29 protein-coding genes and 1 pseudogene are annotated in these 24573 nt (G+C 36.1%); 5 read left to right on the top strand and 25 right to left on the bottom strand.

From position 1 onward, the window contains the following. Positions 1-148: 148 nt before the first annotated feature. Positions 149-1723, bottom strand: a complete 1575-nt coding sequence (locus OOK89_RS01875; RefSeq protein WP_264719188.1) for a hypothetical protein — start codon at positions 1721-1723, stop codon at positions 149-151. A 504-nt stretch (positions 1724-2227) separates the two neighbouring features. Here OOK89_RS01875 and OOK89_RS06585 point away from each other — a divergent pair. The 4 genes and pseudogenes from OOK89_RS06585 to OOK89_RS01860 form a co-directional block, all read left to right on the top strand. Further along, a pseudogene (locus OOK89_RS06585) lies at positions 2228-2482 on the top strand (DnaJ domain-containing protein); the annotation flags it as partial. Positions 2483-2686: 204 nt separating this feature from the next. After that, the gene (locus tag OOK89_RS01870; RefSeq protein ID WP_458694372.1) at positions 2687-5212 is read left to right on the top strand and encodes an ankyrin repeat domain-containing protein; all 2526 of its coding nucleotides are present in this window, start codon (positions 2687-2689) and stop codon (positions 5210-5212) included. Between the two features lie 769 nt (positions 5213-5981). Next, the gene (locus OOK89_RS01865) at positions 5982-6923 is read left to right on the top strand and encodes a hypothetical protein (protein ID WP_264719185.1); all 942 of its coding nucleotides are present in this window, start codon (positions 5982-5984) and stop codon (positions 6921-6923) included. Between the two features lie 676 nt (positions 6924-7599). After that, positions 7600-8502: an Rpn family recombination-promoting nuclease/putative transposase gene (locus tag OOK89_RS01860; protein WP_264719183.1), complete on the top strand. Its 903-nt coding sequence runs from the start codon at positions 7600-7602 to the stop codon at positions 8500-8502. 76 nt (positions 8503-8578) lie between these two features. Here the strand turns inward: OOK89_RS01860 and OOK89_RS01855 are convergent, their stop codons facing one another. The 13 genes from OOK89_RS01855 to OOK89_RS01795 all read right to left on the bottom strand — a co-directional run bounded on the left by OOK89_RS01855 (position 8579) and on the right by OOK89_RS01795 (position 16549). Next, on the bottom strand, positions 8579-8755 hold the full coding sequence (locus tag OOK89_RS01855) for a hypothetical protein (protein ID WP_264719182.1): 177 nt from the start codon (positions 8753-8755) through the stop codon (positions 8579-8581). A 214-nt stretch (positions 8756-8969) separates the two neighbouring features. Further along, complete coding sequence (locus tag OOK89_RS01850; RefSeq protein ID WP_209472999.1) at positions 8970-9128, bottom strand: hypothetical protein; 159 nt, start codon at positions 9126-9128, stop codon at positions 8970-8972. Positions 9129-9156: 28 nt separating this feature from the next. After that, positions 9157-10659 (bottom strand): recombinase family protein, encoded by a 1503-nt coding sequence (locus OOK89_RS01845; protein ID WP_264719181.1) that lies wholly within the window; start codon positions 10657-10659, stop codon positions 9157-9159. Beyond that, on the bottom strand, positions 10653-11093 hold the full coding sequence (locus OOK89_RS01840) for a DUF2924 domain-containing protein (RefSeq protein WP_264719180.1): 441 nt from the start codon (positions 11091-11093) through the stop codon (positions 10653-10655). The genes OOK89_RS01845 and OOK89_RS01840 overlap by 7 nt, the downstream gene beginning before the upstream one ends. Positions 11094-11133: 40 nt before the next feature. Next, the gene (locus tag OOK89_RS01835) at positions 11134-11703 is read right to left on the bottom strand and encodes an ankyrin repeat domain-containing protein (RefSeq protein WP_264719179.1); all 570 of its coding nucleotides are present in this window, start codon (positions 11701-11703) and stop codon (positions 11134-11136) included. Positions 11704-11965: 262 nt separating this feature from the next. Beyond that, positions 11966-12568, bottom strand: coding sequence for an ankyrin repeat domain-containing protein (locus OOK89_RS01830; protein WP_264719178.1), 603 nt, complete (start codon positions 12566-12568; stop codon positions 11966-11968). 173 nt (positions 12569-12741) lie between these two features. Then, on the bottom strand, positions 12742-13902 hold the full coding sequence (locus tag OOK89_RS01825) for a phage tail protein (RefSeq protein ID WP_264719177.1): 1161 nt from the start codon (positions 13900-13902) through the stop codon (positions 12742-12744). Then, positions 13902-14702 carry a baseplate assembly protein gene (locus OOK89_RS01820; RefSeq protein ID WP_264719176.1) on the bottom strand — a complete coding sequence of 267 codons (801 nt, stop codon included), beginning with the start codon at positions 14700-14702 and terminating at the stop codon, positions 13902-13904. Before OOK89_RS01820 ends, OOK89_RS01825 begins: the two co-directional genes overlap by 1 nt. 2 nt (positions 14703-14704) lie before the next feature. Further along, positions 14705-15040: a GPW/gp25 family protein gene (locus OOK89_RS01815; RefSeq protein WP_264711367.1), complete on the bottom strand. Its 336-nt coding sequence runs from the start codon at positions 15038-15040 to the stop codon at positions 14705-14707. After that, positions 15037-15291 carry a PAAR domain-containing protein gene (locus tag OOK89_RS01810; RefSeq protein WP_264719175.1) on the bottom strand — a complete coding sequence of 85 codons (255 nt, stop codon included), beginning with the start codon at positions 15289-15291 and terminating at the stop codon, positions 15037-15039. Before OOK89_RS01810 ends, OOK89_RS01815 begins: the two co-directional genes overlap by 4 nt. A gap of 3 nt (positions 15292-15294) precedes the next feature. Continuing rightward, the gene (locus tag OOK89_RS01805; RefSeq protein WP_264719174.1) at positions 15295-15759 is read right to left on the bottom strand and encodes a phage baseplate assembly protein V; all 465 of its coding nucleotides are present in this window, start codon (positions 15757-15759) and stop codon (positions 15295-15297) included. Then, positions 15746-16219 (bottom strand): hypothetical protein, encoded by a 474-nt coding sequence (locus OOK89_RS01800; RefSeq protein WP_264719173.1) that lies wholly within the window; start codon positions 16217-16219, stop codon positions 15746-15748. The genes OOK89_RS01805 and OOK89_RS01800 overlap by 14 nt, the downstream gene beginning before the upstream one ends. 3 nt (positions 16220-16222) lie before the next feature. Continuing rightward, positions 16223-16549 (bottom strand): phage tail protein, encoded by a 327-nt coding sequence (locus OOK89_RS01795; RefSeq protein ID WP_264719172.1) that lies wholly within the window; start codon positions 16547-16549, stop codon positions 16223-16225. Positions 16550-16613: 64 nt separating this feature from the next. Here OOK89_RS01795 and OOK89_RS01790 point away from each other — a divergent pair. After that, a protein-coding gene (locus OOK89_RS01790; RefSeq protein WP_264718686.1) for an IS5 family transposase occupies positions 16614-17446 on the top strand; the annotation gives its coding sequence in 2 pieces (ribosomal slippage) (positions 16614-16980 and positions 16980-17446; 834 coding nt in all). Here OOK89_RS01790 and OOK89_RS01785 read toward each other — a convergent pair. From OOK89_RS01785 to OOK89_RS01735, 11 genes are all read right to left on the bottom strand, one after another. Then, on the bottom strand, positions 17426-17659 hold the full coding sequence (locus OOK89_RS01785; RefSeq protein WP_264719171.1) for a phage tail protein: 234 nt from the start codon (positions 17657-17659) through the stop codon (positions 17426-17428). The genes OOK89_RS01790 and OOK89_RS01785 overlap by 21 nt on opposite strands. Before the next feature lie 87 nt (positions 17660-17746). Then, positions 17747-18382: an outer membrane protein assembly factor BamB family protein gene (locus tag OOK89_RS01780; RefSeq protein ID WP_264719170.1), complete on the bottom strand. Its 636-nt coding sequence runs from the start codon at positions 18380-18382 to the stop codon at positions 17747-17749. Further along, on the bottom strand, positions 18340-18930 hold the full coding sequence (locus OOK89_RS01775; protein ID WP_264719169.1) for a PQQ-like beta-propeller repeat protein: 591 nt from the start codon (positions 18928-18930) through the stop codon (positions 18340-18342). The genes OOK89_RS01780 and OOK89_RS01775 overlap by 43 nt, the downstream gene beginning before the upstream one ends. 99 nt (positions 18931-19029) lie before the next feature. Then, positions 19030-19335 (bottom strand): head-tail joining protein, encoded by a 306-nt coding sequence (locus OOK89_RS01770; RefSeq protein WP_264719168.1) that lies wholly within the window; start codon positions 19333-19335, stop codon positions 19030-19032. A 173-nt stretch (positions 19336-19508) separates the two neighbouring features. After that, positions 19509-20513 (bottom strand): major capsid protein, encoded by a 1005-nt coding sequence (locus OOK89_RS01765; RefSeq protein ID WP_264719167.1) that lies wholly within the window; start codon positions 20511-20513, stop codon positions 19509-19511. A gap of 51 nt (positions 20514-20564) precedes the next feature. Beyond that, positions 20565-20936 carry a head decoration protein gene (locus OOK89_RS01760; protein WP_264719166.1) on the bottom strand — a complete coding sequence of 124 codons (372 nt, stop codon included), beginning with the start codon at positions 20934-20936 and terminating at the stop codon, positions 20565-20567. A 200-nt stretch (positions 20937-21136) separates the two neighbouring features. Beyond that, on the bottom strand, positions 21137-22222 hold the full coding sequence (locus tag OOK89_RS01755; RefSeq protein WP_264719165.1) for a S49 family peptidase: 1086 nt from the start codon (positions 22220-22222) through the stop codon (positions 21137-21139). After that, entirely contained in the window at positions 22219-23649 is a 1431-nt protein-coding gene (locus OOK89_RS01750) for a phage portal protein (protein WP_264719303.1), read from the bottom strand. The genes OOK89_RS01755 and OOK89_RS01750 overlap by 4 nt, the downstream gene beginning before the upstream one ends. After that, positions 23649-23900, bottom strand: a complete 252-nt coding sequence (locus OOK89_RS01745; RefSeq protein WP_264719164.1) for a GH25 family lysozyme — start codon at positions 23898-23900, stop codon at positions 23649-23651. Before OOK89_RS01745 ends, OOK89_RS01750 begins: the two co-directional genes overlap by 1 nt. A 77-nt stretch (positions 23901-23977) precedes the next feature. Beyond that, positions 23978-24241: a glycoside hydrolase family 25 protein gene (locus OOK89_RS01740; protein WP_264719163.1), complete on the bottom strand. Its 264-nt coding sequence runs from the start codon at positions 24239-24241 to the stop codon at positions 23978-23980. A 53-nt stretch (positions 24242-24294) separates the two neighbouring features. Next, positions 24295-24495, bottom strand: a complete 201-nt coding sequence (locus OOK89_RS01735) for a hypothetical protein (RefSeq protein ID WP_264719162.1) — start codon at positions 24493-24495, stop codon at positions 24295-24297. Positions 24496-24573: the final 78 nt, after the last annotated feature.

Here is a 24573-nt window from a genome sequence, read left to right as displayed (position 1 = left end):
GAGATCAACTATGTTTTAAAATTTTTTATTTATAATTTTATCTAACCATACGGACAATAAACCCCCACTTGTTGTAGAAACACTATCGAGCAACTCAAAGAGCATCTTTGTTATGGCCTACGCTAAAAGACTCAAAACTCTTAAAGTCTTACCTCTTCTGAAGTGCTTGCTCCAGGAATACTTCATTATTAGCTTGATCTACCGGCTGCACAGAAGCTGAATTTATCTGAGTACTACAACTTTCTCGAAAAGAACGTAGTTCCTTTTCTATACAAACCTTGCACTGGAGTGCAGATTCTAACTCACTTCCAAGCTTATCTCTTTTTTCCATACAACTTTTGAGTCTTTCTTCCAAGATAGAATCTTTTTTTTCATAGCATGAAAGTACTTTATTAATCACATATTTTAAAGTAATCATTAAAGATGTAAAAGCAGCAAGTAAACGAAAGGAATTTTGAGAGGTAAAACTTGAAAGTGATATATACTCAATTATTGCATTGCAAGGCGATGTATCTGTTGTATTGCAAGGCGATGTATATTTAATTGTTGCACGAGATGTATTATCAGGTGTTGTATGATAATAGATAACGTCACATACAGTCAAAATAGAGCCAGTACCTGCAAGGAATGCGAAAATAGATTCTGCTACGCTTAGGGAACACTTAGTAAATGCTGATTTTTTATCTATATCTACTAATTTTTTACTCAAACTATTAACTTTACCACAGCACTCAATAAGCAATTGTTTTGTTTCTTCATCATAAGCTAAGTACTCGAAAACAGCCGCAATGTGTTCTAGATCATTACCTTCAATAACCAGAGTAATTACACTTTTTCTTTCTTTATTCCTAGTACTAACAACTTTAAAAAGAGGCTTCTCACGTTCAAAATACTTGCCCTTATAAAAGCTATCTAACTTATACGGTTCATCAAGAATATGCAAAATTTCTTTCGTAAGATCAATCTTACCTTTTTTAATAGCCACATGTAAAGGCGTGTCTTGATCTTTCTCATTTAGCGACAATAACACATCATACAAACGATGCTTTGCATGTAGAAGATCAATCTTTTGATAGAAATCCGTTTTATCGAAACCTTCTCCTTCACAGATACTATAGATATAGGGGAAGAATTGTGAACTCATACTTTTTAAGTCCTGAAGTTCTTGACACTCTTCTTTAATATTTACTACTGTATTCTTATTCATGCTTCTTTCTAAACCATTAGTACGACTTGGGCTAGAGCTGGAGTTAAATCTATTTCCAGGTCCCTGGTTGGACGTTGACATAGACCCTTTTTTTAAGTGATTATCATGAAATTCAATATTTATTGCTACAGTATCCTTGCTTTTAGCAGAAGATTCTTGGCTTCTAGCTATTACACTTGATTCACGATTTTCACTACATGGAAAATTCTTCTTATAATCCTTATTTTCTGGTACCTCGGATACTTGTGAGAACGTGAACTTACTTCCACCCGTATGTAACTTCCGTTCCGCAGAATTTTCGGAAGACTCTAGTTTCTTATCTGATGGAGTCTTTTTCCCACCTGGGCTCTTTGAAATAGCCTGAGAGTGAGAACTTTCTCCATTAGTGTAATCAACACCTTTATTTTCACTTAGCTGAAGAGTCGAAAACTTTTGGCAAAGATCTGGCTCTTTATGATTCAAACCGCCTTTTAAATCGTTTTTCGAAGATGGTTCACTTACTTTTGTTTTTACCATATTAAACTCACTATATTAAACTTGTGAAATATATAGCCGAAAAAATCATCAATGCAAGTTATTTTTCAATGGGTATATATTTTCATACTTTTTATCATAAAATTAATAATATGGTTATTTTTGCCTAATTAAAAACAACTACCGTGAGAACTAGTTTTCTTGGAATCGTGTGGTCTACCGCTAGATCTGTGCAAACTTTTCTTTAAAGTAATTCTACTACACCGCAAAATCAGCTATATTAGCCTACTTTAGCCACATTTATATACGAACTAATGTACCTAGCTTCGTTGCAAAAATTTTACGCTTTTATTTTCACAACGCCGCTTTTATTTAAATTGTTCTCACAAAGGTAGGTACTTTTTTGCGGTTTTGGGGAAAGTAAACAAATAAATGTTCGTTGATGCTAGAAAGTGAGTGCTTTTTTAAACTAGAACAGAATTTATGTTGACAAAAGCTAAGTTTAGGATATCATTAACATAAAAAAGAAATACCATTAGGGGGGCTATGCCGGTTAGTGAAAAGATAGATTTTAGAAATTTTAAGTACTCTTTTAGCTTTGACGCTGACTATTATAAAATATTGGGAGTAGGTGTAGATGCTGAGCAAGATGACATAAAAAAAGCATACAAAGCATTAGCTCTAAAATATCACCCAGATAGAAATCTTGACAATAAAGAAGCAGCAGGGAGAGAATTTAAACAACTCGGGAAAGCATATGAAGTACTAGTAGATCCAGAACAGAGAAAGAAGTATGACAAAGGTAGAAAATCGCGTATACATAATGAGCATAGTGAAACACCAAGAGCAGGAAACAAAAAAGATATTGCAAGTCGTTTATTTGAGGCATTTCTTTACAGAAATTTACAAGAAGCAAAAGAGCTAATAAAGAAAGTAAAGAACCTTCATATAACTTGCCCGGACGATTTTAAACATGTGTTATACAATCTTATCGTTAACGCTTGCATGTTCAAAGATTGGTTCAAGTTCTTCAAAGATATTTTATCAAAGCGAGATGGCAAAATTGACCTTAACATTGATATATGTCCAGAGGGCACAGCTTTAAGCGTTGCATGTATGTTCAGCAATATAGATGTTGCAAAATTATTGTTGGGGTATGGAGCTGATGTTAATAAAGTTAGTCAATCAAAAGATAGAGCACCAATTTATCACGCTCTAAAATGCAATAACCATGGCTTAGCATCTTTACTTTTTCAATGTGGAGCAAGAATTAATGTCACTTCTGAATTAGAACAAGCAATTATCACTAATAGCTACAGCATACTAGGTAAGTATACAAAGAAGACAATGCAGGTTCTGTTGCAACATACTTCTCTTAAACAAAATACTGAAATACTAGAGCGCTTTTCAAATAATAAAACCTTAGGGGATAAAGATATTGAAATTGTGAATTTGCTTTTAAGTAGAGGGGCTGAGCCTTATTTTGGAAACCCATCTGCAATGAAACTTGCCACTGATAAAGGCAATACTCAGCTTATAACTTTATTTCGTAAGGATTTAAATTGTAGATTAGTTAAAGCTTTTCTAGGTGAAGATTTAGAAACGGTGAGCAATCTAATACTAGAAGTGGAGAACCTTGAAAAGTTCCTAATGCGACGTGTCAAGATTTCCAAAGCTGAAAAAGTATGCTTGTTACACTGTTTCATTGCAAACACCAAATGTCCACGTTGGCTTACATTGTTTGAACAAGCTCTTCATCATTTTCAGCAAAGTACTGAAATTAGTTTTGATGATACTATTGCTTCTGAAGCTTTAAGTTATGCATGCAGATTTAATCAGGTACATGTTGTAGAATTACTATTTAGGTATGTTGATAAAATTGATATTGATAAAGCAAATAAAGATGGGTCTACTCCTTTAGTTTTAGCTGCTTACAATGGCTATGAAGAGATAGTAAGATTTTTAATAGGCAAAAAAGCTGATGTTAATAAAGCACATAAAAATGGAATTACTCCTTTAATTGGGGCTGCTTACAAGAACTATACAGAGGTAGCAAAGGCTCTAATAGAAGCAGGGGCTGATGTTAATAAAGTTATTGAATCAAATAATGGATCACCAATTTATTACGCTCTAGAACACAATAATCATAACTTAGCATCTTTACTTTTTCAACATCAAGCAAGAATTAATGTTATTCCTGAATTAGAACAAGCAATTATTGCTAATATCTGTAAGTATAAAAAGGAGACAATAGAAGTTTTGTTACAATATACTTCTTCTGAACAAAATACTGAAATATTAAAGCGCTTTTCAAATAATAAAACCTCAGAGAATAAAGATATTGAAATTGTGAAATTGCTTTTAAGTAAAGGGGCTGAACCTTATTTTGGAAACCCAAATGCAGTAGCACTTGCAACTGAGCAAGGTAATACTCAGCTTATAGATCTATTTAGCCAATCACAATTAGACAGTGAAAGTCAAGAGGCACAAGCTACTCCACTTAGTAGTGAACAAGACTTTGAAGAGAGTGATGATGAGTTCTATGCTGCAGAAGAGGGTATAGTTCAATCAGGTGATCAAAAAAATCCAGAACCTGAAAGTGCTAGTAGCCAACAGACGGAAAAAAATGTTCTTTCATCAACAAAAGAAAGTGATACAATAAATAACGTAGGGGGTTCGATACATGAATTTATAAGCAATGGTTATAAGGGAGATGAAGTACCAGTAGACAAAAAAAAAGAAAGTAGTTCCTTAGCTGAAAAAGATACTCAGATAGCTAAACTAGAAGAGGAACTGGAAATTGCACAGCAAAACTTGGTTAAAAAAACTGATGAACTTAAGAGTAAAGAAGTTGACCTTGAAAACAACAAGAAAGAACTAGGTAATGCAAATAGAAAGGTTTCACAATTACAAGAAAAGTTGAAACAAGAAAAACAAAAGATTAATAATCTAACTAGTCGGGTAGATCAATTGAATGAAGAAAAAAGTGCACTTGGCAGTCAACTTGCAAAGAAAGAGAAAGAGAAAGAGCTAAAGGATGTACAAGTTCAATTAGAGCAAGAGAAAACGCTAGATGTTGCAAAGGGAAATGTTTCACAATTAAAAGAAGAGCTAAATCAAGCACAGCAAAACTTAGCTGCAAAAACAGAGGGATTTGAAAGCGCAGAAATTCAGCTTAAAAGGCTGCAGAAAGACTTGGATAAAAAAACTGGTGAAGAAAGTCAAATCCAAAGTCTGCAGAAACAACTTGAAAGCAAAAATAAAGAGCTAAATGGTAAAAACGAAAAATTCTTGGGAGCAAGCATTCATAGTAGAAGGCAAGGTAATTACGCCTCTGTTTCTTTTGTATTATCTGGGGCATTTGCTGTTGGTGCAAGTTTAACAATGTTTCATTTAGCAATGTGTATTTCACTCGCTGTAGCTGCATTAACTTTTCTTGCAGTAGGATGTTATTGTTCATATAAGGCAAATACAGCACTTAGTGATGTTGAAAGTGATCAAATTGCAAATGATGTTCATGTAGTTGCTTGAAATAGTCTTGAGGGTTTTAATCTTAACCGTTCACCTTTTGGCAAGTTCAAAAGTATGTGCTGTAAGCCATACATATGAACTTGTATCTTTGTAACGTAAGGTGTTAGAGCTAAAATATCTATCGATTTAAAAGAGAGTAGAGTAAAGAGAGCAAAAGCATTTAAGCAAAAATAGGAGGTACTCCAGTAAATAAGAATACAACACTGTTTTGTAGATGATTATTGTAGAATAATAGAAGAAAATTGTATCTGTTCAGCGGAGCGGCAGAAAATGGCTGAACAAACAAAATCATTAGAATAAAACGGGCTAAATACGGTGTAATGTGGTTGATTTTTTTACACTTTACACAATTTGAGGTGAAAAATGGATTATTTGAAATCCTTTCGCTTATCTTTCAACCATTTTCTGCCGCTCCGCTGAACGGATACAGAAAATTTTGTAAACATACACTACCTAATAGTAAAAAACCTACAAGAGTGCCAGAAATATCACATTCCGAGATTATTACAATAATTCTACTCTTATTTTATATTCTCTAAAACTTAAAAAATCTCCTATTTCTTACTCTTTCTTTATCGGCTAATCCATAGTAGCGTTCTTAATACCGATGACCTAATTTATCTTATTCAGGTCATTTCGTCACCCTCTTTTGCAGCAGATTTAATCGTTTGTTTACTTAAATTTTATATCCTTAGTTTAGCATTGGTTTTTAAACTTGCAAAATAAAACATGCATGATACAACATTACGATAGGTTTGATAGGTATAATATGGTAAACACATTAGGCAGTCATGAAACAATTAGTAAAATAGAATCTGAAAAGCTAAAAATAGTTAATAGTATTAATAGCTATTATCTTAAAGGTATACTAGAAAGCCCTGAAGCGGTTAATAGGATAAACTCTATTGGTACTGAAAAGTTAAAGATATTAGTTGATAACATTGATAGCTGCTATCTTAAAAATATATTGGGTAGTTCTGCAGTGATTAATTCTTTGACCATTGAAACGTTGAAGATAATAAGTCATATTAATGGTCATAATCTTAAAGGTATATTAGAAAGTCCTGAGGCAATTAATACAATAAATTCTATTGGTACTAAAAAGCTAGAGACAATAAGTCGCATCAAAACTTATATTAACGCTGTATTAGAAAGCCCTGAAGCAGTTAATGGGATAAACTCTATTGGTACTAAAAAGTTAAAGATAATAAGTCATATTGATGGTCATAATCTTAAAGGTATATTAGAAAGTCCTGAGGCAATTAATACAATAAATTCTATTGGTACTGAAAAGCTAGAGATATTAGTTAAAAATGTTGAAAGCGACCGTCTTAAGGGTATATTAGATAACTCTGAAATTGATATAAAGAGAAATTTGGGATTTGCTGTAGCTTTATTCAAAGCCGGTAAAGTCAACAATATTAACAGTAATTACTTACTTAACAGCAAGATTATTTGTGATGATGTAATTGACTATCTTGCAAATGAATTATCTGGTAAGATGCTTCCAAGTGTGGTGGAAAGGATTGTAAATCAGGCAAGAAGTAGTCAAGGACCTGTTTCAAAGCTACAGGTTTCATGTATAGAGCAGGTTATAATGAATACCAGCCAGCATGTTGTAAATCAGGCAAGAAATAGTCAAGAACCTGCTTCAGAGCTACAGGTTTTATATATAGAGCAGGTTATACCTAGCCAGCATGTATTATGTTAAGGGAAAATAGAAGTGAAGAAGAGAAATAATAGAGTATAAGTTCTTCCAGGTGGGCTTTTGCAGAAAGTTCAAAGGTGTGTGCTGTAAACCATGCGCTTAAGGTAAGGAGGAAGAGCAGGGAGAGGTTCTTTAAATATTAAGTAATGATCTCTCTAATTTAAAGGTTTTTCCAAATAAATTATCTCATTTAAAGGATTTACTTAACACTTATGCTTTTTCAAGCATACCACTAGCTTTAAGATTTTGTGGGCCGGTAGGATATATTCACATATTAGTATCTTATGCATACTAATTAATAACCTAACTTTCTTCCCTCTTCTCTCCATCTTTGTGGGCAATAATAGTCTCTTCTATGACAGCAGCTATTTCATTCAGCTTCTTCAACTGATTAACCTCTGCGCATTTCCTTCAGCACCTTTTGATAAAGATCTTGTCTTTTCTCATTATCGAGCAGTTTGCAGTATAGTTTTAGCTGCTCAGGGGTCCTCAATAGAAGCCGTGCTAAATTGTACATCCAAGGTGCGTAGTAGCATTCTAGGGCCATCTATGAAGGCAGTTTTTTAGCCAACTCTTGAAATTCAGCTAAATTTACCACTTTAATAGACTTTAGCATAAAGAAGTTGAACATTTCTTCAGAATTGTGTATAATTGTTAACGTCCTATAGGTTTACTTATTATGGCTCTTTCTAAATTTCTTGACCCCAAAAATGATATATCGTTCAAGCGTATCTTTGGTACTGAAAAAAATAAGGATATTCTTATTCACTTCCTCAATGATATCCTTGGCTTCACTGGTAAAAATGAAATAAAGGATATAGAGTTTTTAAGTACTATTCAAGACCCTGATATCGCCGCTAAAAAGCAAAGTATTGTTGATGTTCTCTGCAGAGATGAAAATGGACTGCAAGTGATCGTCGAAATGCAGGTCGCTAAAACTAAAGGCTTCGAGAAACGTGCTCAGTACTATGCTGCTAAAGCTTATTCAAGACAAGCTGACAAGGGTGATCAATACCATGACCTTAAGGAAATTATCTTTATTGCTATAGCAGATTGTATCTTGTTTCCCGATAAGTCTGAGTATAAATCAAAGCATACTATTCGGGATGAAGACACTAATGAACATGATTTAAAAGATTTCTACTTTATATTTATTGAATTGCCAAAATTTCCAAAAACTAAGGAAGATCAGTTGGAGAATATAGTTGAAAAGTGGGCCTATTTCTTTAGGTATGCAGAGGAAACCAGTGAAGAGGAGCTGGAAAAAATAATAGGGAGTGATTTTATAATCAAAAAAGCCTATGAAGAGCTAAATAGATTTAACTGGTCAGAGAAAGAATTTATTGCCTACGAACAGGAAATAAAACGTATTCTTGATGAACAGGCTGTCCTCGCTCAAAGACTCGATGATGCTACTGAACAAGGCAAAAAAATTGGTAAAGAGGAAGGAAAAATTGAAGGAAAAATTGAAGGAAAAGTTGAAGTAGCAAAAACAATGCTGGCTAATAATGTTGATATTGACACTATTGTCAAGTTTACTGGTCTTTCTATAAGTGAGATAAAAGAATTGCAGAAAGTTTAATAACTTATAGATTCTTCTAAAGAAATTACCTTATTTGAAATTTACTTGACGCTTATAGTTTTTTGAGCATAGCCTTTTATGTTAGATTCAAAGAAGACTGAATAGGCTGCTCCACACTTTCTACTTTCTCTAGCGTCGTATTCGGCTTTAGGACATCATACAACGCATAACTCACACAAGATAATCCAACAATTCCCACAACCGCTGCTACTACAGGCATTTTCATGATATACAATGCAACACCGCTTGCCAATAACACTGCACCAACAACACCAGCCAGGATTGCTTGCCTTTGTTGCGTTAACGGTTTATCTTTTTCGTCTGTAGCATCAAAACATGGTTCAGCGGAAGATGGGCTGTCAGCTCTATCAACGGAAGTTGGCTCTACAGTAGTTTCTATTTGCGCTTTTTCGCTACTTTCACATATAGGTTGAAGATCTTCACTATTTATATTATATAATTTAGTGTCAGTTTCTGTAAACTGTATTGGTTTGCTTTTTTATTTCAACTTTAACTTCCTCAACATCTGCCGGCATCTCCATATCAGCTCCTTTTGCGGTAGTGGTACCTTTTTTATTTCTAAGCTTTTCAGCAATATCTTTCCATATTTTTTTCGGTGTTCTCATAATGTTTTTCTCCTATTTCTTTTGTAAATTAAGATGCTATTCCGTAAAATTTCTCCAACTGCTCACTCCACAGCATCGGTATTTCCCTTAAATCAACTAACCGCAAATTACTTGGTTGTTTTCCATTTACTATGTCTTCTTTAATCTTTGGAGCTAAATAATTTAACCTTAAAATTTGTTGTATACGTCTTGTACCTATATTAATTTTGATACTCAGTTCCTTCACACTTGCATATTTTCCTTCTTCTAGCTGCCGTTTCCATAGGTGAGCTCTCACCACTGCTTTCAGTAGCGCATTGTTTGTTTTTCCTTCTGGTTCTACTACTGTGCATTTGTTTCCTTTCTTCTTTAAATTCATTGCTATAAATGTCTCCTCTGATTCAGAACATACTTCTACTCCTTCCTCTCTTACCCACACTACCTTTATTAATTTTTTCACTGCTTCTTTCTGTTCTCTGAAACTTAAATTTTCCCATTTTTCTTTTTTTGCCCCTTTTTCCCAATTCTCATATAAGCATTCCGCTCTCTTCATTACTTCTTTTTCCACTTCTCCGGCTACTACTGTTCGGTTCATCGACTCGCAACCTTTTCCTCTTAAATGGTTATTGCATATATAATATCGATACCTTTTATTTTCTTTTTTTGAGTATGTCAGCGTCATGTTTACTTTGCAGCATCTGCATCTTATCATCCCCTTTAGTAGCACCTCTTCATATTTTTTGCCTCGATATGGCTGATTCTTTATTAATTCCTGTGCCTTTTGCCATTTTTCTTTTTCTATTATCGCTTCATGTTTTCCCTCATATTGCTTCTCATAATGCCTGATTTTTCCCATATATATCGGATTTGTTATTATCCTCCTTACTGTGGCCTTTTTAAAGATATCTGATTTTGCTTTTGTTCGATATCCTTCTCTGTTTAACTCTCTTGCCAGTTCTGCCATTGACTTCAGCTCCATATACCTCTCAAATATATGCTTTATTACTTTTGCTTCTTTTTCATTTATTATTAATTCCTTATCTTTTACGTCATACCCTAGCGGCACATTCCCTCCCATCCATAGACCCTCTTCCTTCGATGTTGCTATTTTATTTTTTACTCTCTCTACTATCATTTCTCTTTCTAGTTGCGCTGCTCCTGATAACACTGTTTGCACAAATTTTCCCATTGGTGTGTTGTTATCAAATATTTGCGTCACTGCTACAAAACTTATCCGGTGCCTTCTAAAAAATGACGTTACTTCTATGCAGTCCTTTGTTTCTCTTGATAATCTATCGAGCGTATACACTACCACACAGTCCACTTCTCCGGCTTTTACATCTTCAAACAATCCCTTTATCGCTGGTCTTTCTAAATTTTTTCCTGAAAATCCACCATCGTCGTACCTTTTTGCTAATGCTATCCACCCTTCTCGGCTTTTTATATATTTTTCACATGCTACTCGCTGTGCATCAAGACTATTAAACTTCTGCTCTAGCCCGTCTTCGTTTGATTTTCTTGTATAAATTGCGCACCTTACCTCTTTTAGCATTTTTTCTCCTTGTCTCTCATCCCAAATAGGAGTGGTCCATTATAGCTCATTCCCATTATTTTCCCGGCTACTGCTGATAATGACGTAAAAAATTCTTCTCTGTAGATTAAACCCTTATCTGTTACCATCACTGCATGCGTTTCTTCACCTCTTTCTAATATCAACTCCGTTCCTACTGCTGGCAGTTTATCGCTACTTATCCTTTTTCCCTGTTCTAGACGATCTGCCAGGTATTCTAGTCTTTTTGCTCCTTTTCTTAACATTTCTCCATACGCTTTCTCCTGCAACCTATACGCCAATCTTGGTATCAAATATTTCTTTGAGTATCTAGGTGCCTCTTCCCCATATACCTTCTTCCATATTTTTTTCAGTTCTGCTAATGGTTTCCCTCCTAAACTCCTTACTTTTTTTTCTATTTCTTCCTTTTTTTCCATGCCTCTCTCCTAGCTTCTGAATTTTAAAAAAAGTTGCGGCTCATAGCACTTCCTCATCCACAGTTTCTAGCTCTTCCTTTGCCACTATCACACCTGCTGCCGGATACAACCCTCTTTCTATAAACTCCCTCTGTTTATTTGCCATTTTTACGTTCTCTAACACTTCTATTATCTCTTTATTATTTCTCGCATAATCCATTGGGGTTTTGCCAAATTTATCCTTTTGCTCTATATTCGCTCCCGCTTTTACTAGCTCTTCTACTATTTTTATTTCACTTACCATGCAGGCAAGGTGTAACGGGGCAAATTTGCTACTTCGTTCCACTGCGTTTACATCGACTTCTGCCTTTATCAGCTCTTTTGTATTTTCTAGACGTTGGCCCATCACTGCTAGGTGTAGTGGTCTATATTGCCCTGCATCCGCCACATTTATATCTGCTCCTTTTTTGATTAATAACCTCACTTTTTTTGGATCTAGCATCCCTACTGCATAATGTAATATCGTCCTTCCTTTTGTGTCTTTTTTATTAATATTTTCTATTGGGTTATCTAATACTTCTTTCCACGACTTATTAAATTCTTCTCTTTCTTTCTTACTAAATTTTACCATAAGTTCCTCAGCTATTAATACAATATAAAGTGGCTCCAATTTGGCTCACTTTAGCGCTTAGCAAATCTTGTTTATTTACTAGCTACTTTTTCACTTAGGGCTGTTTTGGCATAAAAAGCAAGTTTTTTTTTACAAAATATACACATTTTTTCAGCATATTATATTAAGATATAAATCTATATGTTTAATCTGTTAAATAATAGCAATTCCTCTCCTGCTGTTGCCAGCTTTTCCCTTCTATTTTTTCCATATATTTAGCCTCTTATTTCCTCACAAAAAGTCTGCAAACATCTACAGCCCTTTCCTCCACATCATTTAGCTTCTTTCCACCATTTACCACCTGCTTTTCCGATACCTTACTTATTTTTTCCATTAACTCCCTCTGTTTATTCACTATTTTTCCTCCATTTTTCTTTAACACCTCGCTTATCTCTTCATCACTTGCGTAATACATTGGGCTAAATCCTGATATACTTACCCGGTTTATTTCTGCCCCTGCTTTTATTAACTCTTCTACTATCTTTTTTCCACCTACCATACACGCTAGATGTAGTGCCGTATTTCCATCTTCTTCAGTTGCGTTTATATCTGCTCTGGCTTCTATTAATTCTTTTACGTTTTCCAGACGCATTCCAAGCGCTGCTAAGTGCAGTGGTGTATAACCTTCGTTATCTCTTGCATCTACATCTGCTCCTTCCCATATCAGCCAGTTTACTTTTTTTCTCGTCGACATTTTTGCTGCTCGGTGCAACATTGTTTCACCGTTTTCATTTTTTCTATTTATATGCTTTTTAGACAATTTGCCTGCAAGCAACTCTTGAAATAATTCATTAAAATCATCCCTTTCTTCTTGACTAATCCACATGATGTACCTCACTATAAAACTTCCTAACTTCTAGCGTTTGGTAAATCTTTTTTGTTTACCTACACCTACCTAATTTATAGCTGTTTTGGCATGGAAAAGCAACTTCTTTTTTTCAAAAAACACACATTTTTACCGAATGTTAATGTAGTGTATGAAGATATAAGTATATATATTTAACTCATTAAACATATGACCTGTTTTTCTTCCCAACTTCTGTTCAAATGTCGATGTTCGTGCCACGTTAGTACACCTGGGTAAAACACTAAAATGTAATTTTCCGGTTCATGTATTGAATCCTTTTGCTCTGAATTTAAATCGCTTTCAAAATGAACATTGTGTTCTGCTAAACCAAATCTTATAACTTTTTGGTTGGTAAAATCTTCTACCTTGTAGTGGTGAGTAACGCTAAACCTTTCTAAAATTGGCTTGTATTTTAAATTCCACAGTTGTTCAGATAGTTTGCTACTTCCCAATAAAAATTTATCCCCTTCCTCTTCTATACTAGTAACCGGAAAACATGCGTTTATTTCTCCTAAACTCCAACTGTCCGATAATACTATCTGCGCTTTAGCAAACTTAATCGCCGGTAGTAAGCTCTGTGGTAGCGGATATAGCGCTTTGAAGTTATACCACACATGATTTCTTTCATAAATACCGTTATAGTTCTTAGTATGAGGCTCGGTTTCTCCAAGTATTGCTACATCTAGGCGATATATATCATTGCTCAAAGCTTGTTCATAATGATCTCGCAAGTAACTATCTATAATCTCTACTAATGGACCTTCTGACCTGAAAAAATTTACTCTTCCAAATGATAACACTGGTCCATCTTTTTCGATCTTTGTACCAGAGTAGTCTGATAATAAGCTGCCAAAAAAGCTTTCATCTAAAATAAATCTTCCAATATTATAGTGGTCATTGAAAAGCCTCATTAGCCTCGATCTTGCTGGCAATGATAGTTTTGCTAGTTCTACTACTGCATCCACGAAGAAGTCGTTCGGAACATCTTTTATCCCTATCTGTAATTCAAAAAAATGTTTTCCTGGAGGTTCCTCAATGATCGTAATATCTTCTATATCTGCCCATTTTAATGCTATTTTCAGTGACGCTGGTGTTCCTCTTAAACGCTGAAATTCTACCCCTTCTTTTATCGCTCTTCTTTTCTCTTTTGCCCAATGCAGAATCTCTTCTAGACCATATTCCTCTACTATCCATGGCAATATTTCATCTTTAGGATTAAACTTAAATCCTCTTATCCTGCTTGGATCTACTTTGTAATCGATTGCATCAACCAGCGCTTTTTCTTGCTTTGTTGCGTTTGGTGGTAATAGCATTAATTCAACTCAACATTTAAACTTCTTAAGGCAGCACACTCATTTCCCAGTACCACAACGTCCTCTCTTGGCTCGATTAATTCCACGTTTTCTACTCCTTCTACGAACAAATTAGCTATAATCCACGATCTTGTTACACTCCATCCTAATCTTTTCGTTGTTTCAAATTTTTCTGTAAATTTCTTCTTCACCGTTTCAATAATATCTGGTCTTTTAATACTAATTCTGCTGTGGATATTTATTTCAATAATATTGCAACCAACTACTGTTATCGTATCTGTTAATACCCTTATATCATCCCTGGTGACTTGCTTTCCTACAATATCAAGTAGTTCTTCAGATGCTATGCCATTTGTGGATAACTCCGTGGATAAAATCGAGATCTCTACACTCCCTGGCACTTTTGATTCAACCAGCGCATCCTTTACTCTTCTATCTGCTGAGAGTGCTTGAAACCTATAATGCTCTTTACTTCCTCCAGTGCTTGAGCCAACTATTTTTGCCTTGATTCTTTTTCTAAATCGTTCGTCATCTTCTTCTTTTTCTCTCTCAACTCCGTAAAACTCAGCTAAACGATCTAAGTCTTCTCCTCCTGCGAACTTAAGTAAATTACTTTTTACTGCTTCATTTATTCTTTGTCTAAGCAAAAGTTCTCGCCAGGCTGCTACCTCTAAAATCTTTATTGCTGGGTCACTTTCTACTAATGCTGTAAAACTTTCATCACGACTTACTAATTCCTCTTTCATCCGAGAAAAAATCTCTTCAAAGTTCAGTGGTTCGATAATATTTGGCTGCTCCATCTCTATACCACAATCCCATCAAAATGAATATTTTTCCCATTTGGTAGATAAATACCATCTAATGAAATATTGACCTTTCCTTCTTTCACTTCTGTAATTTTTACTTTTTCTAACTTAAATCTTTGCTCCAACTTTTGTAGAGCTTCTGCTACTGCTGCATAGATTTCCAAAGTTAAATCCCTATTAATTGGCTTATCTACTAATTCAAGTAGTCTTGACCCATAATCCCTTCGCATAACACGTGATCCTATCGGTGTGGTCAGTATATCAATTATTGATTGTTTCAGATGTTCTATTCCTTCTAATTCCTTTCCCGTGCTAGCATTCATGCCTCTCATTCTGCAAATACATTTTTGCTAACACCTATCACATGAAAACCACACGATGCCAAGTCACCGGTTCTTGTTATGCCAATATCATTAACAAATACGCTGTTTGATCCTTGCGTTAGTGTCTCTCCCATAGTTAAGATATCTCCTTTTCGACACACAGATCTACCGTTTACAAAAACATCGTTACTACCACTCATACAAACATGTGCTGGTATTCCACTGCAATAATCTCCTACACAAACGATTGCTTTACCCATATACTAGTTTAGATCTATTCTTTTTGCTTTGAGTTTTATTCCTTTTTTTGTCATCTCTATGCTTGATTCTCCTACTTTCAACGTTATTTTATCCACTACATCTATCTTAAGATGGTGCTTTTCTTGCTCATATGATAACTTTGTCCCATCTTGAAATTTTACACTATTTATTTCCTTTTTATTCTCTGGAGGCGGATATTTCTCCTGATATATTGCTGGTAATACTACCCCCAAAGATAATTCCCCAAATGGCGATAATACTATTACTTGCTCATCAATATTCGGCGCAAACCAACTTCTATCTTCTCCTGCTCTTGCCGTTACCCACGGAAGCCAATCCGTTAAAAATTCCCCTATTTTTACCCGCACTCTTGCTTTTTCATAGTCTACTTCTTTAACTAGACCTATACGAATAATATTCGCTAACTTCCTATTCAGCTCTGAAATTGCAAAATTATGCTCTAACATTTTCGCCAACACTTATCGTATGTGGTATAACCCCAATTTCTGACCATATTGATTCCCCTGTATGTAGCTCGTGAACCCATTCTACCAACCACACTAAATATGCATCCAACTCTGGTTTAAAATCATCTCCTCCTGCTGATAAAAACTCTCCAGGTGCAATATTTTTCAAGTTCCAAGTATTTTTGTTTACTACTCTTGCTACTTCTGCTGCTAATGATCTCACAACTACCGAGGAATCCTCGACTGTTCCATCAACTACAATTCTCGCTTCAAATCTTGCTCTCAGCGCCAATTCCTCTGTCCCAGGATCTTTTCCTTGCTCTAAACTTGACAATTCTACAAATACCGCTGGTGCTACCAATTCTTTTCTTATTGCTGGGTAAACTTCGCACGTCTGTATCGCTGGTATTTCTTCCTTTAGCATTGTACAAATCTTCTGATGTAGATCTCTCCAAAACATACATTATGATCCTCTTAAAATAAAATTAAGTTCATGGTCGAAATACTTCTCAAATACTCTTTCTGCTTCATTTTCAGCTAACTCTTTCATTATTTCCCGAGCTTGCGTGTTTACTTTAATTTCATCTATTGGTAACGGTGTCATGTACCTTCTTTTGAATATTCCTATATGACCATTTTTCATTGTTGCTATAAATGCTCCTTCATATGTACGGCTTCCTACTTTTGCTCCTATCTTTGTCTGTTTTATACTCCCAAGTTTTGCTACTCCTATCCACTGCGAACTGAGCTTTACTATCGACCATAAACGCTTTCTATTTGCTTTATCCACACTTAGAGGTTGTCCACAAACCAAGGAATACGTAGTATATAAAGAAAGAATATTGAGGTAAGAGATGAGGAAAAAATATCCAACAGATTTAAGTAAAAGGGAGTGGGCAAGAATAGAAAAACACTTCAGAGTATCGTACAAGAAAGGAGGAAGGCCACCAAAATACAGTAAGTGTGAGATAGTAAATGCAATTCTTTATATACTGCGCACAGGATGTCAATGGCGCTATTTACCACACGATTTTCCGCCGTGGAAGGCTGTGCATGAACAGTTTAGAAGATGGAAAAAGCAGGGAATTTTTGAGAAAATGAACTATGATATCACTAAATATAGTAGGTCAAAAATGGGAAGAAATGAGGAGCCGAGCGCATGCATAGTGGACAGTCAATCGGTAAAAACCACGGAAAAAGGGGGGTCAAAGGTTATGATGGTGCGAAAAAGGTAAAGGGGAGAAAAAGACATATAATCACAGATACTCAAGGATTTGTGCTTGGTTGCTATGTAGGAGCTGCAAGCGAAAATGACAGAGATGGGGTGAAGATGGCATTGGACAATATGAAGGAAAAATACAGCAATATTAAGAAAATGTGGGCTGATATGGGATACCAAGGAAAAGATTTAAAGGATTACGTAAAGAGAGAATATGGGATAGATATTGAAATTGTCAAAAGGCCTCCATGTAGGTTTTGGGTGCATAAAGATACACCACTAGAACTATTGCCACAACGGGATCCTGGATTTTCAGTACAGCCGAGAAGGTGGGTGGTAGAGAGGACTTTTGCTTGGATCAATAGAAATAGAAGGCTATCAAAGGAGTACGATTTACTTACAACATCTACTGAAAGTTTCATATATCTGGCTATGAGTAAAGTTATGTTAAGTAGGGAATATGCTTGATTTACTGGTTTGTGGACAACCTCTTAACTTTTTTCTCATTGCTTTTTTTGGTATTTGTTTTTCTTCGCTAACTTGTTTGACAGTTTGCGATCTTACCCATAGTGCCGTTTTGTTCAATGCGCTTACTGTTGCTAATTCTATTTTTCTTCTTTCAGCATCTATGCTTTGCATAACTTTTTCGATGCTATCGGTGACTTCGATGTTAATACGCATCTACACCCCTGACGCTTGAATTTTCCACAATACTCCTCCTAAGTGGTGCTACCTATGGCACATCTCTTCCTTATTACCTGCAATATTTCATCTGCTGATATTTGGATCAATGCAGCTATACACACCTTTTTTCTCAGTTGTAAAGTAGTAATCCCCAACTCCAAGATCAGTTACAGGCGTATGATACACATCTTCTGGAATGCTGACTATCTCTTCTATCATGCCTGACTTCTCATCTAATAGAAACATGATTCCCTTATTGCTCACAATAAATAATTTTCCATCTATCACCGGTCTAGCATAATATGTGTCTTTTAGTTTATCATTTAGCTCATCATTCACCACTAAGTTAGTACTCCAAATTATCTGACCATCAGGTATTGCAACTTTCATAACTTCATTCTTTGTGTTTACTACAAAAAATTCGTTACCATTTATATCATCGGGGTACAGCCATGGCATAATCCCACCACCACTGATATTTTTTGCTTCCATGGCCTTTAACCACAAAAGATCTCCTGATCCTATATCAATCGCAACAATGGTAGAATTGTTTGTAGCTATTAATGTGTTATTCTTTACTACTGGAGTAGTCGTGATATCTGTAAGCTCAGTATCTAAGAGGTTTGTTGAAGGTAACTTATAAGACCATAACTTTTTTCCACCTTTATCAAAAGCTACTAACTTCCCATTTGAAAATGGAACAAATACTGTGTTGTACATAGCCACAGGGGATGTGTAATATGAACTTGCCGGTTGGTTGCTACCATTATGATTAGGCAATGATACGACCAGATTGTATTACCATTTTCCATGTCTAGCATGTACAAATAGTTATCCATAGTTAAAACTGCTAGTCTGTCATTAAAAATTGTCGGGTTTCCTTTTACTGGAGACTTTAATTCCTTTTTCCACATAACTGTAGTTCTGTTTATTCCATATAGCACATTATCTATTGCTAAGTAAATTTTTCTACAATATTTACTGCAAGCAGCACTCATTCTACCAATTGTTTTATGACTATCAGATAAATCTAGTTTTTCCGGGTACACTGCTCTGTAATACAATACCCCATCGCCACCAATGACTAGATCGTGAGCTTCGGATAAGGGAATTGGTTCTATATAACCTTGAGAAAACTCTCTACTTGGGATATTCCACAGGTGACACCTATATTTATCTTTTATTTTTAAGCTAAGCTCTACCTCATCTTTTGCAATAGCACAACTTGTGCTTAACAAGGAAGCAATTAAAAAGACGACTAATTTCATAAAACTTTTCTAGAAAGATCATTTTATATACACATTAAAGATACAATATATTGAACAATTTCACTATCGTTAGTTTTGATTTTAACACTAAAAACCATTTTACATTCTCACTGCATGTATTTTCCATACCATTCCAGAATTATCTCTAAGTGGCGGTGAGTGTACTTTGTATCTACGGTCACCAATAATAAAGATATCTCCTACTACTGGCTGCAATACATCAAAGACACTCACCTCCAAAATCAACATCTCCCCGACAAATTGTCCTTCACCAATTCCATATAATTTATCTGGTTGTTGTTTCAGCACCTGAACCATGTATGACTTATCCTTTGATTCATACAACGCTTGCTGCCCTAAATGTGTAAAACAATCTTTTAATAATCTCTTAATATTTCCTTGCATGTCTTCTTTTTATGTATTAACTTTTACTTCGAGCAGAGCAGCTTTTTCATACCTCTTTTCTTGTAGTTGCTCTGCCCACAAAAACCATTTTACCTCTTTATGCAATAAACTTGAAAGGCACACAAAGTGGCTATATTGGTAGGAGGAAAGTCATTCTTTCCTTTTTGGCTCCTCTATGCTGCAACGATTTTTGTTAATATCCTCGGACGGTGGCACATCGGTAAAGGGTTTGATTGGGTATGAAGGTCAGTCCCTCTATCAAATCTTCTTGGCTCTTGTTTTGCATACAATGGCTGACCAAGGGTATTCACCGTCTCATTAAAGTCCGCTGGCGCAAAGTAAGTAGTAAATGTGCTTGCTGTACCAAGTGGAAAACAGTGTCCTGTGTCTTTTTCTATAAACCTTCTCACATTTCCTTCAGGGTCGGTTGCTTGCCCTCTGTACTCCTCAAATGTTATTCCACAGAACGTAAATCCTGACCTCATGTCGTTCCTCAGCGCTGCCCCTTCTTGCCATCTCTCGTATGCTTCTTTTACTTTGGCATGAGAAGTTAGTGCATCAAAAAACTCAGGACTTACCAGTGCATGAATCCCAGTCATATATTCACCACTTAAGTTGTCTTCAACATGCCTCAATACTTCCAGACACTTACGCTTTACATCGGTGGTTGCTGTTCCTAGCGCAAAACTTACTACTTTCGGTGTAATTTCAAATTCGTTGTAAAGATTTAATAACTCTGACCCATCTGCATCAAGAATGATTCCCTTCAACGCCCCCATTCGCAAATGTTCTAACGTTATCGCGTGTTTGTTTCTCATCAACTCCAGATGATCTGTTACCACGTTAGCCAACGCTTTCAGTTCATTCTCTGACCCAAATGCCCTTATTCCTTGCACTTCCTCAGGTAACACTACGTCATCATGGGGAATATGTGGTATCGTAAATGTTCTTATTTTTCGTTTTCCGCGTTTTCCCACTGTTGCTGGTGCTCCCGGAACTTGCGTTGGTAATAAACTCAATACTCCGTTTTGCTCTTCTATTGTAATATGTCGGAATCTTACTGATCTACTTGGAAATAAATTTAAACTTTCTGTTCGACCATAATTTATCGGCAATATGTTTATTGCTTTAGTTAATTCCGTCATACTAAATGCTGGATTTGTAAATGGATTTTGCATGTTTTTCCCCTTTAGTGTTTTAAGTTGGTTTTGCTCTTCAGTTGAGCAGTTTTAAACTACCTTACGAATGATGATGCCCCGTGCTTCAAGTTGCTTTATTGCTGCAGCTTTTTGCTCCTCAGTGATATTTCCTGGCCACACCACTGCATGATCTGCTAGCATCGCTATACGTGTAATGATTACTGCTTTGGTGGTTTCCGTTGCATTTACATCACTTGTTATTACACCTATTGCTGTTTGCGTGCCGTCTGTAGCTGTTGGATTTAAGGACTTAATTAGACCGTCTTTAGTATCACACCCAACAACTGTACCAAGTTTAAGGTTCTGTCCCTTTGCTACTGTTATTTGGTCTCTTGAATATAGGTTTGATGCCTCATACTTTAATAGGTCACCTAAATTATTTCCTTCTGTTATACTTGTCATGTTTTTTTTTTCTCCTTTTTTTCCCTTTAGTTTTACCGCCATGTTTGATACGCGGCGGTTATAGTTGTGGTGCGTTTTAGCTACCGCGGTGTTTAAAGTTCTGCGGTATAAGATATATAACCTTATAATTGGCTATTCTGGCGCGTTTTAGCTACCGCGGCGTTTATTATTGCTATATTCCGCGGTAAAAGATAGATTGCTTATAATTGCCTATTCTGGCGTATTTTGGCCACTTCCATCATTAAATCTTCTGATGAACTTTGTGGTATTGTACTCAAAATCTCTGTCTTCTTCGTTCTCTCTGCTAGTATCGACATTAATATCTCTTGCGCTTGTTTTGCATTGACATCCTGTTCGATAAATTCTCCTATTTTCTCTGGCATCTTTGATAAATTACATAATCTTATCACCTCTAATACTTCTTTACGGCAGCTCTCGTACCCTAAACATCTTCCTTGCTCATCAATATCTATTGCTTGTTCTTTTATCTCAGTTTTAGTCATATTATTTCTCCTATAATTATCTATAAATTCTGAAAATGTCGTAATTCCATCAGCAAGTCCTACCTCTATCGCTTTTTCTCCAAAATATAGCCCTGCTTCCGTTGATTTGATTCTTTCCGTGGACAAATTTCTGTTTCGTGCTATAAGCTGGACAAACATCTCATATAGGCGGTCTACTTCCTCTTGTAAGCTTTCCAAACTCTCAGATGTTATCGGCTCATGCGGATTTAAATCGTTCTTTCGACTTCCAGCAAAAACAGTTGTATATTTTATCCCTTGCTTTTCATCAAATCCACTTTGGTCTATATGACTTGCTATTACTCCTATGCTTCCAACTCCTGAAGTCCTCGTTACCAATACTTTTTCAGCACTTGACGCTATCGCATACGCTGCAGAATATGCATCATCATTTGCTATTGCTACGATCTTTTTCAATGCCCTTGCTTCGTAAATAAAGTCCGAAAGGTCGAATAAACCGTTTACTTCTCCTCCAGGGCTGTCTATGTCCAAAATTATTGTTTCTACTTCTTCATCTATTAAAGCTTCTTCTATCTCTTCACGTATCTTCTCATACGATGTCATCCCCAACACATCATCAAAAGCCTCTGACTTCTTCGTCAAGATTCCATGTATTGGTATTACTTTTATTCCCCTTTCACTATTTCTTACTGCATGTTTTATATTTTTAAACGTTGGATGCTTCTCTGCATGTAATGACAATAAATCAAAGCTTCTTTGCTCTATCATCATCGGTTTATTGAGCCAGCTCACTTGTGTTGTCATATTATTTCAGTATTAGAATCAAAACTACTGACGTCCGAGTCAAAACTTAAACCCAATTCACTAGCACGCCTTTGATCTTCAGCAATTTCTTGGTCGATTTCTTCTATATCGTAACCTAGCTCTGATACTACTTCTGACCTGCTTTTAAACCCATTCCTTACCGCCATTTGCTGTGCTTGCTGGTCTTTTAGCGGATCTACGTAAGCACACCCTTGCGGTATCCATTTTACCTCTTTTGCTGTTTCTTTTGCCCAATTTTCACCTATGTCCAGTTCTCCAGAGAGTAGTGCTAATTCTAGCCACCTATTCCATACTGGCCGGCAAAGCTGAAATACTACCACGTTATGCTGTAACATCGCGCACTTCCTACGAAACTCTATTAACCCAGCTCTTATTGATGAATAATTGACACCACTTAAATCTCCTGTTAGCTGCTCGTAAGTTATCCCTGTGCCTACTGCTATTGCCCTAAGCTGCTGTTTCATGAATGCTTCATAACTTCCCCCAACGTCTGATGGTTCCGAGAACTTAATATCTTCTCCGGGATCAAGTAATTGCATAGTCCCAGGTTCTAAGCCTGACAGCGCTACTCCTTGTTCATTACTCTCTCCTTCTCCCATGATGTTCGCTTCAGGATCAAGTCTCGTAATAAATCCCGCAAACATCGCTGCAGTCTTTTTTCTGACTAATTCCGCATCATCGTATTGATCAAGTTCATAGAGCTTTAACAGTACTGTAGAAAGCCACGGTACTCCTCGAATCTGCCCAGGTCTTAGTGGTCTATAGATATGTAAAACATCATTTGCTGGTACTCTAACTGACTCTCCAAATGATCCTTCACCTGGATGTTCTCGAAAAAGGTAATACGCTTCTCTTTGCCCAAGTCGGTTAAATTCAATCCCGTTTCTTATTACATTACCGTTGGCGAGGGTTTGATTGCTCTTATTGTCTAAATGCTCTGATTCAAGTACTTGTAATTGCAACGGCACACAAAGACCATCTTCTCGTTTTCTTGTTCGGAGTCTTACAAAACATTCTCCTCCTTCTATCATGCTTCTACATACAAGAGCTTGTAATCCATAAAAATCACTTACTCCGCTACTGTCTGCTTCATCTGTCCATCTCAGCCATAACTCTTGCACTTTTTTCCGAAACTCTCCATCTTTCGCCTTTGACTGCGGCTTTATTCCTGTCCCAACGCAATTACTCACTATCGTATCGATGATGTTTGCTGCATAGGAGTTCTTTCTTACCATATCACGAGAGCGGCTACGTAGGTGCTCAAGGCTCTGAGAAAGCAAATTGTTTATACTTCCTGACTCTGGTTGAAAGTGCAATAATCTTCTTCCTGAGCCTGACGCATCCCATGCTGAACCTTTTGGTTTTGGTCGCTTGTGGAATAATTGCTTGAATGATTTCAATAACATCATGATATCCAAAAATCTTGTAACTCTTCCAATGTCCCGTTGAATTTGTTCCTATCGCATGGTCCTATGCCTTCTACTGAATTTGGTTTAGGACCTGTTTTACCATCGGTATACTGCCATAAAGTCCATTTTTTCCATCCTATTGGTAGTGTTGGCTCTCTTCCCCATTTTGATAACCATAGTGGGCATTCAGTTAGAGTTGGAGTGGAAAAATCCTTGAGAAAATACGCATTTCCATAAATTAACGGCAAACGTCCGGTAGACCCTATTTACAAAGTCCTCTGCTTGTTTTGGCATTATGCTTTTTCCATCTTTGTTTTCCTCAATGTCAAGGGCTAACAATATATCTACCAATTGTTTCGAGAAAATGCTCAGCTTGGTCCTTTCCGTTTGCTCCTACGCCAAAATGATATGCACCCCAAAGCAGTCCTTTTTCTTCGGCAGCTTTCCTTCTTTCTGCATATTTAGGATCCACATACTCTAGCCCTTGCGTTGCTTTATGAATGATTCCTAATATTTCATCTTCTTTCGCTAACTTAAAATTTACACTTTGGTTCCAGTGGGAGAGATCTACAATTACATTTTTTATCATTTGGGGCTCTTATTTTGTTATTTGTGCAACAGGTTGCTGCACTATTTGAAATTTCAATGAGTTGTTGGAGAATTTTGGTCAATAGGCTGTTGACATTTTGTGCAAAAGGTTCCTGCAGATAATATTTTATCCCAGTCCACATCTTCAGCTCTAATCAACTCTGCACCTTCAACATCTCGTTCTGCAATCATTTTTGACAATTCTATGTCTTCCTCTAGCGCTTCCGTTGCTAGATGCACTAAAATCTCTGCCACAGTCTTGTTCTGCTATATCTTTGAGATATTTCGCTAATTCACCTTCAAAGCTCACGTTAACATTTAGTTGATTTTCAG

It is taken from the genome of Wolbachia endosymbiont (group A) of Lasioglossum morio (genome assembly GCF_947250585.1).
Lineage (GTDB): Bacteria > Pseudomonadota > Alphaproteobacteria > Rickettsiales > Anaplasmataceae > Wolbachia > Wolbachia pipientis.
This window is presented reverse-complemented; position numbering and strand designations above follow the sequence as displayed.

What these genes read in the sequence shown, in the direction of transcription:
- OOK89_RS01875 (WP_264719188.1), bottom strand. Translation starts at nt 1,723, where the DNA reads ATGGTAAAAACAAAAGTAAGTGAACCATCTTCGAAAAACGATTTAAAA.
- OOK89_RS01870 (WP_458694372.1), top strand. Translation starts at nt 2,687, where the DNA reads ATGTTCAAAGATTGGTTCAAGTTCTTCAAAGATATTTTATCAAAGCGA.
- OOK89_RS01865 (WP_264719185.1), top strand. Translation starts at nt 5,982, where the DNA reads ATGGTAAACACATTAGGCAGTCATGAAACAATTAGTAAAATAGAATCT.
- OOK89_RS01860 (WP_264719183.1), top strand. Translation starts at nt 7,600, where the DNA reads ATGGCTCTTTCTAAATTTCTTGACCCCAAAAATGATATATCGTTCAAG.
- OOK89_RS01850 (WP_209472999.1), bottom strand. Translation starts at nt 9,128, where the DNA reads ATGAGAACACCGAAAAAAATATGGAAAGATATTGCTGAAAAGCTTAGA.
- OOK89_RS01845 (WP_264719181.1), bottom strand. Translation starts at nt 10,659, where the DNA reads ATGCTAAAAGAGGTAAGGTGCGCAATTTATACAAGAAAATCAAACGAA.
- OOK89_RS01840 (WP_264719180.1), bottom strand. Translation starts at nt 11,093, where the DNA reads ATGGAAAAAAAGGAAGAAATAGAAAAAAAAGTAAGGAGTTTAGGAGGG.
- OOK89_RS01835 (WP_264719179.1), bottom strand. Translation starts at nt 11,703, where the DNA reads ATGGTAAAATTTAGTAAGAAAGAAAGAGAAGAATTTAATAAGTCGTGG.
- OOK89_RS01830 (WP_264719178.1), bottom strand. Translation starts at nt 12,568, where the DNA reads ATGTGGATTAGTCAAGAAGAAAGGGATGATTTTAATGAATTATTTCAA.
- OOK89_RS01825 (WP_264719177.1), bottom strand. Translation starts at nt 13,902, where the DNA reads ATGCTATTACCACCAAACGCAACAAAGCAAGAAAAAGCGCTGGTTGAT.
- OOK89_RS01820 (WP_264719176.1), bottom strand. Translation starts at nt 14,702, where the DNA reads ATGGAGCAGCCAAATATTATCGAACCACTGAACTTTGAAGAGATTTTT.
- OOK89_RS01815 (WP_264711367.1), bottom strand. Translation starts at nt 15,040, where the DNA reads ATGAGAGGCATGAATGCTAGCACGGGAAAGGAATTAGAAGGAATAGAA.
- OOK89_RS01810 (WP_264719175.1), bottom strand. Translation starts at nt 15,291, where the DNA reads ATGGGTAAAGCAATCGTTTGTGTAGGAGATTATTGCAGTGGAATACCA.
- OOK89_RS01805 (WP_264719174.1), bottom strand. Translation starts at nt 15,759, where the DNA reads ATGTTAGAGCATAATTTTGCAATTTCAGAGCTGAATAGGAAGTTAGCG.
- OOK89_RS01800 (WP_264719173.1), bottom strand. Translation starts at nt 16,219, where the DNA reads ATGTTTTGGAGAGATCTACATCAGAAGATTTGTACAATGCTAAAGGAA.
- OOK89_RS01785 (WP_264719171.1), bottom strand. Translation starts at nt 17,659, where the DNA reads ATGCGTATTAACATCGAAGTCACCGATAGCATCGAAAAAGTTATGCAA.
- OOK89_RS01780 (WP_264719170.1), bottom strand. Translation starts at nt 18,382, where the DNA reads ATGTACAACACAGTATTTGTTCCATTTTCAAATGGGAAGTTAGTAGCT.
- OOK89_RS01775 (WP_264719169.1), bottom strand. Translation starts at nt 18,930, where the DNA reads ATGAAATTAGTCGTCTTTTTAATTGCTTCCTTGTTAAGCACAAGTTGT.
- OOK89_RS01770 (WP_264719168.1), bottom strand. Translation starts at nt 19,335, where the DNA reads ATGCAAGGAAATATTAAGAGATTATTAAAAGATTGTTTTACACATTTA.
- OOK89_RS01765 (WP_264719167.1), bottom strand. Translation starts at nt 20,513, where the DNA reads ATGCAAAATCCATTTACAAATCCAGCATTTAGTATGACGGAATTAACT.
- OOK89_RS01760 (WP_264719166.1), bottom strand. Translation starts at nt 20,936, where the DNA reads ATGACAAGTATAACAGAAGGAAATAATTTAGGTGACCTATTAAAGTAT.
- OOK89_RS01755 (WP_264719165.1), bottom strand. Translation starts at nt 22,222, where the DNA reads ATGACAACACAAGTGAGCTGGCTCAATAAACCGATGATGATAGAGCAA.
- OOK89_RS01750 (WP_264719303.1), bottom strand. Translation starts at nt 23,649, where the DNA reads ATGTTATTGAAATCATTCAAGCAATTATTCCACAAGCGACCAAAACCA.
- OOK89_RS01740 (WP_264719163.1), bottom strand. Translation starts at nt 24,241, where the DNA reads ATGATAAAAAATGTAATTGTAGATCTCTCCCACTGGAACCAAAGTGTA.